The sequence below is a fragment of the Streptomyces sp. MI02-7b genome (assembly GCF_033793585.1).
In the GTDB taxonomy this organism is placed as follows: domain Bacteria; phylum Actinomycetota; class Actinomycetes; order Streptomycetales; family Streptomycetaceae; genus Actinacidiphila.
On sequence record NZ_JARAWX010000005.1, the window covers coordinates 182,194 to 196,339 of the forward strand.

At 74.2% G+C, this 14,146-nt stretch carries 8 protein-coding genes and 1 tRNA gene; 7 read left to right on the plus strand and 2 right to left on the minus strand.

Annotation, left to right across the window (positions count from 1 at the left end; genetic code table 11):
* The first annotated feature begins 28 nt into the window (after positions 1-28).
* The 5 genes from fdh to selB all read left to right on the plus strand — a co-directional run bounded on the left by fdh (position 29) and on the right by selB (position 9,220).
* Positions 29-3,322, plus strand: a complete 3,294-nt coding sequence (gene fdh / locus PV364_RS09880) for a formate dehydrogenase (protein ID WP_319659405.1) — start codon at positions 29-31, stop codon at positions 3,320-3,322.
* The gene (locus PV364_RS09885; protein WP_319659406.1) at positions 3,319-4,338 is read left to right on the plus strand and encodes a 4Fe-4S dicluster domain-containing protein; all 1,020 of its coding nucleotides are present in this window, start codon (positions 3,319-3,321) and stop codon (positions 4,336-4,338) included. The genes fdh and PV364_RS09885 overlap by 4 nt, the downstream gene beginning before the upstream one ends.
* Complete coding sequence (gene nrfD / locus PV364_RS09890) at positions 4,335-5,408, plus strand: NrfD/PsrC family molybdoenzyme membrane anchor subunit (RefSeq protein WP_319659407.1); 1,074 nt, start codon at positions 4,335-4,337, stop codon at positions 5,406-5,408. The genes PV364_RS09885 and nrfD overlap by 4 nt, the downstream gene beginning before the upstream one ends.
* Before the next feature lie 684 nt (positions 5,409-6,092).
* Positions 6,093-7,436, plus strand: a complete 1,344-nt coding sequence (gene selA / locus PV364_RS09895; protein ID WP_319659408.1) for an L-seryl-tRNA(Sec) selenium transferase — start codon at positions 6,093-6,095, stop codon at positions 7,434-7,436.
* A 2-nt stretch (positions 7,437-7,438) separates the two neighbouring features.
* On the plus strand, positions 7,439-9,220 hold the full coding sequence (gene selB, locus PV364_RS09900; protein ID WP_319659409.1) for a selenocysteine-specific translation elongation factor: 1,782 nt from the start codon (positions 7,439-7,441) through the stop codon (positions 9,218-9,220).
* Between the two features lie 23 nt (positions 9,221-9,243).
* On the opposite strand, the gene PV364_RS09905 is transcribed toward selB, so the two are convergent.
* Positions 9,244-9,336: transfer RNA gene (locus PV364_RS09905), tRNA-Sec, on the minus strand.
* Between the two features lie 118 nt (positions 9,337-9,454).
* Between PV364_RS09905 and selD the strand changes: the two genes are divergently transcribed.
* Positions 9,455-10,483 carry a selenide, water dikinase SelD gene (gene selD / locus PV364_RS09910; RefSeq protein WP_319659410.1) on the plus strand — a complete coding sequence of 343 codons (1,029 nt, stop codon included), beginning with the start codon at positions 9,455-9,457 and terminating at the stop codon, positions 10,481-10,483.
* Positions 10,484-10,999: 516 nt separating this feature from the next.
* Here the strand turns inward: selD and PV364_RS09915 are convergent.
* Positions 11,000-11,548, minus strand: coding sequence for a hypothetical protein (locus PV364_RS09915; protein WP_319659411.1), 549 nt, complete (start codon positions 11,546-11,548; stop codon positions 11,000-11,002).
* A gap of 885 nt (positions 11,549-12,433) precedes the next feature.
* Here PV364_RS09915 and PV364_RS09920 point away from each other — a divergent pair.
* A complete protein-coding gene (locus tag PV364_RS09920) occupies positions 12,434-14,074 on the plus strand; it encodes a phosphodiester glycosidase family protein (RefSeq protein WP_319659412.1) in 1,641 nt (546 codons plus the stop codon).
* Positions 14,075-14,146 lie beyond the last annotated feature (72 nt).

The window sequence follows — 14,146 nt, forward strand, 5'->3', positions numbered from 1 at the left end:
CAGGGCCACCGCACGAAGGAGCAGGCGGATGGGCGTGAAGACGTGGATCTCGGCCTGGCCGGTGTACCGCCAGCTCACCGGGACGGACCCGCTGGGACGCGGTACGGCGACCCGCTCGAAGCGCTCGGCCGGACTCGGGTCGCGTACCGGGAGCGCGGACCGCGTGGTCGACTCGGTGTGCCCCTACTGCGCGGTCGGCTGCGCGCAGCGCGTGTACGTCAAGGACGAGAAGGTCATCCAGATCGAGGGCAACCCCGACAGCCCGATCTCGCGCGGCCGGCTGTGCCCGAAGGGGTCCGCGAGCAAGCAGCTCGTCACCGGCCCGCACCGTGAGCAGCGCGTGCTCTACCGGCCGCCCTACGGCGCCGCCTGGCAGGAGCTGGACCTGGACACGGCCATGGACATGGTCACCGACCGGATCCTGGACGCCCGGCGCCGGGGCTGGCAGGACACCGACGAGCAGGGCAGGAAGCTGCGCCGGACCATGGGCCTGGCGAGCCTCGGCGGCGCCACGCTGGACAACGAGGAGAACTACCTCATCAAGAAGCTGTTCACCGCCATGGGCGCCTTGCAGATCGAGAACCAGGCGCGTATTTGACACTCCGCCACGGTTCCCGGTCTGGGAGCCTCGCTCGGACGCGGCGGTGCCACCGACTACCTGCAGGACCTGGTCAACACCGACTGCATCGTCATCATGGGCTCGAACATGGCCGAGGCCCATCCGGTCGGCTTCCAGTGGGTGACCGAGGCCAAGGCCCGCGGAGCCCGGGTGATCCACATCGACCCGCGGTTCACCCGGACCAGCGCGCACGCCGACCAGCACGTCACGGTGCGCGCCGGCACGGACATCGCGTTCCTCGGCGCCGTGGTCAACTACATCCTCTCCAACAACCTGGAGTTCCGGGAGTACGTGACGGCGTACACCAACGCCCCGTTCCTGCTGAACGAGCGCTACCAGGACACCGAGGACCTGGACGGGCTGTTCAGCGGCTACGACCCGCACACCGCCGCCTACGACGCGTCGAGCTGGTCGTACGAGAGCGTGCGGACGCAACAGCGGCCGGGCTGCCACGCGAAGGAGACCTCCGAGCCCTACCAGCTCGGCGCCAAGGGGCCGTTCGTGGAGCCCGCGCCCGGGGAGATCGCGGCCGACCCCACCCTGGAGCATCCGCGGTGCGTGTTCCAAGTGCTCAAGCGGCACTTCTCCCGCTACACCCCGGAGATGGTGGAGCGGATCTGCGGAGTGCCCCGGGACCTGTTCCTGGACGTGTGCCGGGCATGGACGGAGAACTCCGGCCGGGAGCGCACCACCGCGCTGGTCTACAGCGTCGGCTGGACCCAGCACTCCGTCGGCGCCCAGTTCATCCGGGCCGGATCCATCGTCCAGCTCCTGCTGGGCAACATCGGCCGTCCCGGTGCGGGGATCTACGCACTGCGCGGTCACGCGAGCATCCAGGGCTCGACGGACGTACCCACCCTGTTCAACCTGCTGCCCGGCTACCTGCCGATGCCCGATGTCGCGCACGAGACCCTGTCCGACTACCTGGACGGGGTCCGCGGCCGGCACCAGAAGGGGTTCTGGGGCGACGCCGACGCCTACATGGTGTCGCTGCTGAAGGAGTACTGGGGCGACGCGGCGACGGCGGAGAACGACTACTGCTTCGACTACATGCCACGCGTCAACGGCGACCACGGCACCTACCGCACCGCCATGGACATGGTCGACGGGAACAAGATCTTCGGTTACTTCCTGCTCGGCCAGAACCCGGCGGTCGGCTCCGCCCACGGCCGCCTGCAACGCCTGGGCATGGCGAACCTGGACTGGCTGGTCGTCCGCGACATCACGATGATCGAGAGCGCCACGTTCTGGAAGGACGCGCCGGAGATCGAGACCGGTGAGATCGTCACCGACCAGTGCCGCACGGAGGTGTTCTTCTTCCCCGCCGCGTCGCACGTGGAGAAGGCCGGCACCTTCACCCAGACGCAGCGGATGCTCCAGTGGCGCGACCAGGCGGTGGATCCTTCCGGGGACCAGCGCTCCGAACTGTGGTTCTTCCACCAGCTCGGCGTGCGGCTGAAGGAGCGGCTGGCGGGCTCGACCGACGAGCGCGACCGCCCGATCCTCGATCTGGCGTGGGACTACGAGACGGAGGGCGACGAGCCGTCCCCCTCGGACGTGCTGCGCCACATCAACGGCATCGACCTGAGCACCGGCCGCACGGTCGACAGCTACCTCGACCTCAGGGCGGACGGCAGCACCGCGTGCGGCTGCTGGATCTACAGCGGCGTGTACGCGGGCGAGACCAACCAGGCCCGGCGCCGCACGCCGCGCACCGAGACCGGACCGTACGACCCGGAGTGGGGCTGGACCTGGCCGTTGAACCGCCGCGTGCTGTACAACCGCGCCTCGGCCGATCCGCAGGGACGGCCCTGGAGCGAACGCAAGAAGCTGGTCTGGTGGGACGAGAAGGCCGGCGAGTGGACCGGCAACGACACACCGGACTTCGAGAAGAACAAGCCGCCGGACTACCGGCCTCCCGAGGGGGCGTCGGGCCCCGCGGCACTCGGCGGCAGCGACGCGTTCATCATGATGCGCGACGGAAAGGCCTGGCTGTTCGCCCCGGCAGGGCTGGCGGACGGTCCGCTCCCCACCCACTACGAGCCGCACGAGTCACCCATGCGCAATCTGCTCTACGGCCAGCAGGGCAACCCGGTCCGCAAGGTCTACGGCCGCCCGGACAATCCGTCCAACCCGGCGCCCCCCGAGGCCCACAGCGCGGTGTTCCCCTACGTGTTCACCGCGGCGCGGCTGACCGAGCACCACACCGCCGGCGCCATGAGCCGGCAACTGCCCTACCTGGCCGAGCTCCAGCCCGAGCTGTTCGTGGAGGTGTCGCCGGAGCTCGCGGCGGAACGCGGCCTGCGGCACCTGGACTGGGCCCACGTGATCACCAGCCGGACCGCGGTCGACGCCCGCGTGGTCGTCACCGACCGGATGGCACCCCTGCGCCTCGACGGACGCGTCGTCCACCAGGTCTGGATGCCCTACCACTGGGGTTCGACGGGGCTCACCACGGGCGACGTGGTCAACGACCTGATCGGCGTGGTGTGCGACCCGAACGTGTTCATCCAGGAGAGCAAGGTGCTGACCTGCGACGTGCGGCCCGGACGCCGGCCGAGGGGCCCCGCCCTGCTCGACTACGTGGCCGGCTACCGCCGCCGGGCCGGCATCACCACGGAGACCGGCACCCGCATAGCGACAGCGGGCGGCCACACCTTGCGGGCGCACACCGAACCGGATCCGCCGGAGGAGCCGTCATGACGCACGAGCAGAGCCTGTACGGACCGCTCGAGGACCCCGCCGGCGACGCCGGCCACCGCGACCACCCGCCCCGCGTCGGCTTCTTCACCGACACGTCCGTGTGCATCGGCTGCAAGGCCTGCGAGGTGGCCTGCAAGGAGTGGAACGCCGTTCCCGAGGACGGCATCGACCTGCTGGGCATGTCGTTCGACAACACCGGGATGCTGGGCGCCAGTTCGTGGCGGCACGTCGCGTTCATCGAGCAGCAGCGACCGCTCGGGCAACAGGACGCCGGCCTGTCGGGACTTCCCGTCGGCCCCAGCGGCATCGACGGCACGACCGAAGTGGTGGCCGACGCCCTGGAGGTCGCCAAGCGCGGCGGCGGCGACCTCGGCACGGCACCCGTGGACCTGGGTTTCCCGTCCTTCGACCTGCCCGGGTCCGGCACCGGCGTCGAGAACCGCACGCAGTTCCGGTGGCTGATGTCCTCCGACGTGTGCAAGCACTGCACGCACGCCGGGTGCCTGGACGTCTGCCCCACCGGGGCCCTGTTCCGCACCGAGTTCGGAACCGTCGTGGTCCAGCCCGACATCTGCAACGGCTGCGGCTACTGCGTGTCCGGATGCCCCTACGGCGTCATCGACCGGCGGCCGGACGACGGACGTGCCTGGAAGTGCACCATGTGCTACGACCGGCTGCGTGACGGCCTGGAACCGGCCTGCGCCAAGGCCTGTCCGACGGACTCCATCCAGTTCGGCCCGCTGGACGAACTGCGTGAGCGCGCCGACCGTCGGCTGGCCGATCTGCACGAGGCCGGGGTGGCCGAGGCCCAGCTCTACGGCCGCGACCCCGACGACGGCGTGGGCGGCGACGGCGCGTTCTTCCTGCTTCTGGACGACCCGGAGGTCTACGGGTTCCCGCCCGACCCGGTCGTGCCCACCCGTGACCTGGTGTCGACGTGGAAGTACGTGGGCGCGGCCGCCTCGGCGATGCTGGTCGCCTCGGCCGCGGTCTTCCTGCGCGGGGGGCGGCGATGAGCGGCGACGGAACGACCCCTCGCGGCGAACGCGGGCCCCATGGCGACGGCCACGGCGACGGCCACGGTGGAGGCCGGGGCGGAGGCCGGGGCCGGGGACGCGACGACGACGGGAGCCGCGAGCAGCCCATGGTGCCGCGCGCCGACTTCCGCTCCTACTACGGGCGGCCGGTGCTGAAGCCGCCGGTGTGGGAATGGAAGATCCCGGCATACCTCTTCACCGGCGGGCTGTCGGCCGGTGCCGCCCTCATCGGGGCCGGCGCCGATCTGACGGGACGCCCCGAACTGCGCCGGGCGAGCCGCATCGGTGGCTTCGGCGCGCTGCTCGTCAGCATGTACCTGCTGATCGCGGACCTCGGGCGGCCCGAGCGCTTCCACCACATGCTGCGGGTCGCCAAGCCCACCTCCCCCATGTCGGTGGGCACCTGGGTCCTGGTCGCCTACGGTCCCGGCAGCGCGCTGGCAGCCGTCGCCGAGGTACTGCCCGCCTCGGTGCGCGCCACCCTGCCCGGCCGGCTGCTGCGGAGGGCGGCGCGCCCGGCCGGCCTGTCCGCGGCGCTCTTCGCTCCCGGGGTCGCGTCGTACACGGCGGCACTGCTCTCCCAGACGGCCGTACCGGCCTGGCACGGCGCCCGCCAGGAACTGCCGTTCGTGTTCACCGGCTCAGCCGCGGCCAGCGGCGGCGGCCTCGGCATGCTCGTCGCACCGGTGGCGGAGGCGGGCCCCGCCCGGCGACTCGCCGTGGTCGGCGCGGCGGCCGAGGTCGTCGCGTCCCGGCTGATCGACCGGCGGCCGGGCTTCGTGACGGGGGCCTACACCACCGGCCGTCCGCACCGGCTGCGCAAGGCGTCCGAGTACCTCACCCTGGGCGGCGCGCTCACCGCGCTGACCCTCGCCCGCCGCAGCCGCGCGGCGGCCGCCGTGGGCGGACTGGCGCTGCTCGCCGGCAGCGCCCTGCAGCGCTTCGGCACCTTCGAGGCGGGCGTGACGTCCACGAAGGACCCCGCCTACGTGGTGAAGCCGCAGCGCGAGCGTCTCGACGCGCGACGCGAAGGCCGCGACACGGAGTGAGCCGGGGCTCCCCCGTGCGGCTTACGCCACGCGCGTCGGCCGCGGGGAGGGAGGCGCCTACCGGCGCCCGGTGCAGTGCGGCGGCACGGGTGCTCGGCTCGGGCGGGAAGCGGCGTACGCCGTGACGATGTCGCTGAAGTGCGTCCGAGCGGGCGTGATCGCTCGTCGTCAGTGTCACGCCCGGCACTGGAGCGCGGCCCCGGCCCGCACGCCTTCCCCCAGCCGTGCGGACGCCGTCGACCGGCACCGCGATCAGCCCGATCATCCGCCGCGCGAAGACGCCGGGTCCCGTCCGGCGGGCCGCCGCGATGGCGTGCCCGCAGCGCCTCCCCCGACCACCCGCCGGCCCGTGAGCCGGACGCGATCGCCGCGGACACGATGCGCCACAGCCTGTCGTCCATGCCGAGAAGCGCCCAAGCGCCCGGCACCTGGCCGCCGCCCCGGCCCGGCCCACGTTCCCCCAGGCGTGCGGAGACACCGGCGGCCAGGGCATGGAGCCGGGTTCCATCCGGCGGACCGCCGCAACGGCGAGCTCGCAGCGCCACCCGACCACCCGCCGGCCGTGAGCCGGACGCGGGCCGGACCGCGGCACGACTCGGCGTTCCCCGGTGTGGCGCGGGCGCCCCGGGTCGTGACCGCGTAACCTGACGGGGCTTCAGCAGCGCCAGAGCGAAGGTGCATGGGATGGACCGCGATCACGCCTCCACCGCGCCGCCCGACGAGCGGCGCCGACTGCCGCGCACTGACGCGCTGTTGGCGGACCCCCGGCTCGCCGCGGCGGCGGAGCGGCTGGGACGGGGCCTGGTGAAGGACGTGGTCGTACAGGTCCAGGAGCGGGCGCGGGCGGGCGAGGTGCCCGTCGCGGAGGTCGCCGAGCACGTGGTGGCCGCGCTGCCGGCCACCGCGGCCGGGCTGCGACCGGTGCTCAACGCCACCGGGGTGCTGCTGCACACCAACCTGGGCCGGGCCCCGCTGTCGGCCGCCGCCCGCGACGCCGTCATGGCCGCGGCCGGGACCACGGACGTGGAGCTGGACCTGGCCACCGGCGGACGCTCCCGGAGGGGGCGGTCCGCGCTGGAGGCCCTGTTGCGGCACGTGCCGGACGCGGAGGCCGCCCACGTGGTCAACAACGGCGCGGCGGCGCTGGCGCTGGCCGCGACCGCGCTGGCCCAGGGCCGGGAGATCGTCGTCAGCCGCGGCGAACTCGTGGAGATCGGCGACGGCTTCCGCCTGCCCGACCTGCTCGTCTCCACCGGCGCCCGGTTGCGGGAGGTCGGCACCACCAACCGCACCACGCCGGCCGACTACGCCGCGGCCGTGGGACCGGACACCGGCTTCGTCCTGAAGGTGCACCCCTCCAACTTCCGGATCACGGGCTTCACGCGCGAGGTACCGGTCGCCGAACTGGCCCGGCTCGGTGTGCCCGTGGTGGCCGACATCGGCTCCGGCCTCCTCGCCCCGGAACCGCTGCTGCCCGAGGAGCCCGACGCGACGAGTTGGCTGCGCGCGGGCGCGTCCGTCGTCACCGCCAGCGGCGACAAACTGCTGGGCGGCCCGCAGTGCGGACTGGTGCTCGGCCGTGCCGGGCTGGTGGAGCGGATGGCGCGCCATCCGCTGGCCCGCGCGCTGCGCGTGGACAAGCTGACCCTGGCGGCCCTGGAGGCGACGGTCCTCGGGCCCGCCACGCCGACCCGTACGGCGCTGCACGCGGACCCCGCACGGCTGCGGCAGCGCGCCGAACGGCTGGCGGCGCGGTTGCGCGCGCAGGGCTTCGACAGCGGAGCGGTGGACACCGAGGCGGTGGTCGGTGGCGGCGGGGCGCCGGGGGTCACGCTGCCGAGTGCCGCCGTTTCCCTGCCCGCCGCGTACGCGGCCCTGCTGCGGCGGGCCGACCCCGCGGTGATGGCCCGCGTCGAGGACGGCAGGTGCCTGCTGGACCTGCGGGCGCTCCCGGAGGACGCCGACGGGGTGCTGGCGGCCGTCGTGGGCCGCGCCGGGCCCCGGCCGGACGGGGACGGGGAGACCTGAGGATGCACGTCGTCGCCACCGCGGGCCACGTCGACCACGGCAAGTCCGCCCTGCTGCGCGCTCTGACGGGGATGGAGCCCGACCGCTGGGCGGAGGAGCGGCGGCGCGGCATGACCCTGGATCTGGGGTTCGTGTGGACGCGGCTGCCGGACGCCGGGGACATCGCCTTCGTGGACGTCCCCGGCCACGAACGCCTGGTGGGCAACATGCTGGCGGGGGTCGGTCCCGTGCCCGCCGTGCTCTTCGTGGTGGCCGCCGACCAGGGGTGGCAGCCGCAGTCCGAGGAGCACTTGTCCGTCCTGGACGCCCTCGGGGTGCGGCACGGCGTCCTCGCCGTCTCCCGCTGCGACCTCGCCGACCCCGACGCGGCACGGGAACAGGCCCTGGCCAGGATCGCGGAGTCCTCGCTCGGCGACGTGCCCTGCGTGGCCGTAAGTCCGGTGAGCGGCAGGGGCCTTGAGGAGTTGCGGACGGCCCTGGCCGGGCTGGCGCACGCCCTGCCGGCCCCTGATCGCATCGCCGACGTGCGGCTGTGGGTCGACCGGGCGTTCACCGTGCGGGGCCGCGGCACCGTGGTCACCGGCACGCTCGGGGCGGGCACCGTCAGGGTCGGCGATCGTCTCCACCTCGCGCGCGGCGGAAGGCCCGTGCGGGTGCGCGGCCTGGAGTCCCTCAAGGAGCCCCGGGAGGAGGTCGGCGCGGTCGCGCGGGTCGCGGTCAATGTGACCGGTGCCGGGTCGGACGACCTGCGCCGCGGCGACGCGCTGCTCACCCCGGACCGCTGGCTGCCGTCCGATCAGGTGGACGTGCGGCTGCGCGGGGACGCCGCCGGGGACCTGCCCCGCGAGCTCACGCTGCACACGGGCTCGGCCGCGGTCCCGGTGACGGTCCGTCCGCTGGGCGACGACACCGCCCGGCTGCGGCTGGCCGCCCCGCTGCCGCTGCGCGTCGCCGACATCGCGCTGCTTCGGGACCCCGGACGCCATCGCGTGGCCGCGGGGATCACCGTCCTCGACGTCCGCCCTCCGCGCCTGACCCGGCGGGGCGCGGCGGCGGCCCGGGCGGCGGACCTGCGGTCGGCGGCCGGGCCCGCCGACGGGGCGGCGGAACTGCGCCGCCGCGGCCTGGTGCGGCGCTCGGAACTGCTGGCCATGGGGGTGCTCCCGCCGGCCGGCCCGGTGGCCGGGGACTGGCTGGCCGACCCGGCCCACTGGGACGACCTGCGGGAGCGGCTGCGCCGGGCCGTCGACGAGCACGCGGAACGCCACCCCCTTGAGCCGGGCATGCCCCTGGAGGCGGCCCGTCAGGCGCTCGGCCTGCCGGACCGCTGCCTGGTCGAGGCGCTGCTGACGGCCGAACCCGGGCTGCGCCACAGCGACGGGCGGCTCTTCGGCAGCCGTGACCGCCCCGCGCTTCCGCCCGCCGTGGCGGCCGCCGTGGACACGGTGCGCGCCGACCTGGCGCGTACGCCGTTCCACGCTCCCGACGCGGACCGGCTGGCCGAACTCGGGCTGACCCCGAAGCTGCTCGCGGCGGCCGAGGCCGCGGGGGCCCTGCTGCGGATCGGTGACGGCATCGTGCTGCTGCCGGGCGCGGACGCGCGGGCGGTGGAGGTCCTGGCGCGGCTGGAGCAGCCGTTCACCGCGAGTCAGGCGCGCCGCGCCCTGGACACCACCCGGCGAGTCGCCATCCCGCTGCTCGAGTACCTCGACCGGCACGGGCGCACCGTGCGGCTGGACGGGGCGCTCCGGCGCTGCCGCGCGGCGGGCCCGCGTGCGGAGTGAGGCGCCCGGGTGGGACGCGACGGCGGAGACGGACGGGAATCGAACCCGCCTGCCCGAGTTGCTCGAACACCTCGGTTTTGAAGACCGGGAGGGCCACCAGGCACCCTTACGTCTCCCTGACGTGCCGTCAGCACCGCCACGACGGCGTCGTTCCGGCCGCTCGCCCATCGAACCCCCGGCCCTCGGGCCTGTCAACGCGCCACACGGCGCCCTCACGAAAGGACCGACCCACCGATGACGGGAACCGACGTCCGCCAGGACAGCGTGCGGCTGACGCAGTACGCCCACGGAGGCGGCTGCGCGTGCAAGATCCCTCCTGGCGAGCTGGAGGAGATCGTGGCCGGGCTGACCGCCGGGGCGGGGGCGAACGGCGGTGCGTCCGGCCTGCTCGTCGGGCTCGACAGCGGCGACGACGCCGCCGTCGTCCGGCTGCCCGGCGCTCCCGGCTCGCCCGCGGTGGTCGCCACCGCGGACTTCTTCACACCGGTCGTGGACGACCCCTACGACTGGGGCCGCATCGCCGCCGCCAACGCGCTGTCCGACGTGTACGCCATGGGCGGCACGCCCCTTGTGGCCGTCAACCTCCTGTGCTGGCCCCGCGAGGTGCTGCCGTTCGACCTGGCCGGGGAAGTGCTCCGCGGCGGCCTGGACATCGCGACGCAGGCGGGCTGCTTCGTGGCGGGCGGCCACAGCGTCGACGACCCGGAGCCCAAGTACGGCATGGCGGTGACCGGCACCGCCGACCCCGCCCGCCTGCTGCGCAACGACGCCGGGCGGCCGGGGACGCCGCTGTCGCTCACCAAGCCGCTGGGTCTGGGCGTGCTCAACAACCGCCACAAGACGACCGGCGAGGTCTTCCCCCAGGCCGTCGAGACCATGGCGACGCTCAACCGGGCCGCCTCGGAGGCCGCGTTGGCGGCGGGCGCGGTCTGCGCGACCGACGTCACCGGCTTCGGCCTCCTCGGGCACCTGTACAAACTGGCGCGCGCCTCCCACGTGACGGCGGTGCTCGACCCCTCCGCCGTCCCCCTCCTCGACGGCGCGTGGGACGCCGCCCGCGCGGGCCACATCAGCGGCGGCACCCGCCGCAACCTCGCGTGGGTCGCCCCGCACACCGACTTCGGCGGCACCGACGAGCTCACTCGGCTCCTCCTCGCCGACGCGCAGACCTCCGGCGGCCTCCTGGTCGCCGGTGAGGTGCCGGGCGCCCCGGTCATCGGCGAACTGGTTCCGGCGGGCCCGGACGCCCTGGTCGTCCGCTGACGCGGCCGGTCCCGGCCGGCGGCCCGCGCGGTGCACCGACCCGTGTGCCGGCACTTCCCGTTCAGGAGTGCGCCAACGCCGCCCGGAGTGCTGCGCCGGCCCGTCCGTCGACAGGCGGCCGGACCGCATGGTGCGGTTGACGGCGCCGCACGGCGCGGTGGCCCGGCCAACCGCGGACACGGCCGTTCCGTGCTCCCGCGTGCGTGCCCGGCCCGCCGCTGACCGGAGGCGGCGGAGGGAACACGCCCTGGTGGACACGGTGCTCGGCGTCGCCGCATCTGCCGGCTGGGCGTCGGCCCGGCGGAGCCCCCGGTGCACCGTGGGTACCGGGGGCCCGTATGCCGTTCCGCCACGCCCACCGGGGGTCACCCGCGCCGGACGCCGCACCGCCGGTATCCGGAGGCACGGCGTATTCGGGTACGCGATCTCCGTCCCACGGGAATCGCGGAGCGCGCGGCGCACACCTTCACACGCCTCTCCGGCGGTGTGTCCTCCGCGCGGCGGGCGGCGATGGCGTCAGATGGCGGCGCGGTAGAGGCCGCGGCCGGCGCGCTGGGCGCGGGAGGCGCCGACCAGCCGGTCGAGGGTGCTGCGGACGGCGTTGATGCTGCCCGCGTTGGCGTCCCGGCCGAGGGCGGCGGCGACGTCGCGGGCGCGGACCTCGGCGCCGTCGGTGGTGGCCAGGTACTGCAGGATCTGCTCGGTGAGCCTGCCGTAACCCGGTTGCACGGCCGGGTGGGCGTCGTCGCCCTCCACGCCCGGCTCAGCGGCTTCCGCGTCGGACACGCTCGGCACCGGCACGGACGCGGTCACGGCCGTGAGGTCGGTGTACCCGCTGACGAGCGACGACGGGTAACCGGTCCGGGGGCGCCCGATCGTGGCGGCGTCGAGGGCGGTGGGCGGCAGGAGCTTCCGGAGGGCGTCCAGAGCCTTGTGCACGGAGCACAGGTGTGCCGAGACGGCCGCCAACTCTCGCTCGAGACCCTGCTTCTGGGTCTGGAGCCGCTCCGCCTCGTCCCTGAGGGCCGCTGCCGTGGCCTCAATGTCCCGGGGGGTGTGCGTCATTGACTCCCGGTGTCCTCTCGTCCTCGGCCGGCCGGCGGCTTCCGATACGGCACGTTCCGGCGTTCCTGATATCCGTCGTGGCGGGTAAAGCCACAGCGGACGGACACCCGCACGCCGGATGACAGATTAGTACGCCTCACTGTGAGGTGATCACAACAGATCGTGCCGGATCCCTTGCCCGGGAAATCGTTACCATCCGCTCGATGTGACGCATCTCGCAAGGGCGTCCCACAGTCCCGCGGGACGCCGACATCGCAGGTGGGCTGCCCGCGAGGGCCGGTGCGGCAGCCCCGGCACCCGGCTTTCCGGCGCAGGGCAATGCGCCCTGCCCCGCGGCCGGACGGCTGCACTTCCCCTCTTTGGCGTTGTCGCTCACCGATGTCTTGCGGGGAGCGGTCGCCGCCCGCAATTGAACACACACGAGGGAATGGACACCGGCGGTCGTGGGACTCGGTCCCGGAGGACGCGGTCGCCCGGGGACGTGCGTGGCGAAGGTGGGTGGTGAAGGTGCGGCCGGTGGCCTTGACGCCGGGGTGCGATCGACGGCTTTCCGGAGTGGTCACCGCATGCGCCTTTCGTTCGCCCGACCGTTATGGACCGCCTCGTACACAATAGACCTTCCGGACTGGATGGTCAAAAAACTTTCACCCCGAGGCGGCGGGCCCCACAAGGACTCGGCGGGTCCGGCCCGGAACTGCCGCACGGCAGCGCAACTGACGGGCTGTCACCGGGCGTGGGCGCCGGGCAACCGCCGACGCTTGTCACCGAAGGTTCCCCCAGGGGCCCTTGGCCCTTGACGTGCGTGTCTCCGCGCGGGAGTGGAATGGCGGTCGATCACGGTGCCGGGACGACCGGCGCCACGAAGGACCGTACGTCAGGAGAGGTATGTCCGTGACAGCCGAGAGGGCGCGCCGCCGCACGAGCCGGGTACGGCAGGACACGTGGAGAGTGGCCGCGCTGGGCACCGCCCTCGCTCTGGTGGCCCTGGTCCCGCCCGCGACGGCCGGGGCGTCATCCACCGCGTCCACCGCGTCCGCCCCGCACGGAATCGCCTGGACGACGCAGACTGTGGCCCCCGGCGTCCAGCTCCGCACCGGAGTCCTCCGGGACGCCGACGCCGCCGGTGAGTGGACGGCCACCGTGCAGGCGCCCGCCGTCAACCGCCTCACCGGAGCCGCCACGTGGGCCCCGCTCGGGGACCGCGCCTGGGCCGACGCCACCGCCGCGCGACTGCGGGACGCGGGCTTCGAGCCCCGGCTGGAGCGTGTGGCGTGGGACGACTACGCCGACACCCCGCACGGCACGATGGGCTGGCAGGTCCGCGTCGGCCGGTACGCCACCCAGGCAGAGGCGGCGCCCGCCGGCACCGCGCTGGCGGCCGCCGGTTTCCGGACCTCCGTCGAGTGGACCGGCTACGACGGCCGCCAGGCGGCCGACGGGGAGCGCATCCACGTCGCCGTTCTCGACCCGAAGCACCTGCGCGCGACGATCGCGGCCAGCGACGGCGGCAACACGGCCGACCGGGAGAAGACCTCCACGGTGGCCGCCCGGCTCGGTTCGCTGATCGGCGTCAACGGCGGCTTCTTCATCACCTCGGACGCGGACGGCGTGCAGGGCACCATGGCGGGCCTGTCCGCCGTGAACGGACAGCTGGAGTCCATGGCCGTCGGTTCGCGCGCCGCGCTGATCCTCGGCAACGGGGGACGGCGGCCGCGTATCGCCGACCTGTCCACCACCGTGACGGTACGGGCCGGCAGCGCGACCTACGCGGTGCAGGGCATCAACCGCGTCCCGGGCAAGCTTCGCAACTGCGGGCGTCCGGGCGCCGTTCCCATCGCCCAGCCCCGGCACGACACGACCTGCACGCTCGCGGACGACCTGGTGAAGTTCACCTCGGCCTTCCGGGCCGCGCTTCCCACGGGCGCGGGCACCCAGGTGGTCCTGGACCGGCGCGGCGTCGTCGTCTCCATGGGCGAGCGCGGCGGCGTGGTGCCGGAGCACGGTTCCGTCCTCCAGGGCACCGGCGCCGCGGCGGACTGGCTGACCGGCCACGCGCACACGGGCGTGCGGCTGTCGCTGCGCGAGGTCGTCCGGGACTCCTCCGGGCGCGCGGTGCGGCTCGGCCCCGACGACAGCATCGTCAGCGCGGCTCCGACCCTCGTCGAGAACGGCCGCGTCCACATCGACGCCGCCACCGAGGGCACGCTCGACCCGCTGGACCTGTCCTTCGGCTTCGCCTGGTCCAACGTCCGCCAGCCGCGCACCCTCGCGGGCATCGACCGGCACGGCCGTCTGCTGCTCGCCACCGTCGACGGACGTCAGCCCGGCGTCAGCGAGGGCTTCACGCTCGGCGAGGCCGCCCGCTTCATGCGGTCGCTCGGCGCGGTCCAGGCCCTGAACCTCGACGGCGGCGGCTCCACCGCCATGACCGTCAAGGGCGCCCTCGTCAACGTCACCTCCGACGCGACCGGCGAGCGCGCGGTCGGTGACACGATCCAGGTGGTCCCGGAGACGGGCCGGCACTGACCCGACCGGGTCCCGGGGCGGCGTCCGTTCGGGCGCCGCCCCTCTTCGTGTTCACCCAGTTCACCCAGGGCT

What these genes read in the sequence shown, in the direction of transcription:
- nrfD (WP_319659407.1), top strand. Translation starts at nt 4,335, where the DNA reads ATGAGCGGCGACGGAACGACCCCTCGCGGCGAACGCGGGCCCCATGGC.
- selA (WP_319659408.1), top strand. Translation starts at nt 6,093, where the DNA reads ATGGACCGCGATCACGCCTCCACCGCGCCGCCCGACGAGCGGCGCCGA.
- PV364_RS09885 (WP_319659406.1), top strand. Translation starts at nt 3,319, where the DNA reads ATGACGCACGAGCAGAGCCTGTACGGACCGCTCGAGGACCCCGCCGGC.
- selB (WP_319659409.1), top strand. Translation starts at nt 7,439, where the DNA reads ATGCACGTCGTCGCCACCGCGGGCCACGTCGACCACGGCAAGTCCGCC.
- PV364_RS09915 (WP_319659411.1), bottom strand. Translation starts at nt 11,548, where the DNA reads ATGACGCACACCCCCCGGGACATTGAGGCCACGGCAGCGGCCCTCAGG.
- selD (WP_319659410.1), top strand. Translation starts at nt 9,455, where the DNA reads ATGACGGGAACCGACGTCCGCCAGGACAGCGTGCGGCTGACGCAGTAC.
- PV364_RS09920 (WP_319659412.1), top strand. Translation starts at nt 12,434, where the DNA reads ATGTCCGTGACAGCCGAGAGGGCGCGCCGCCGCACGAGCCGGGTACGG.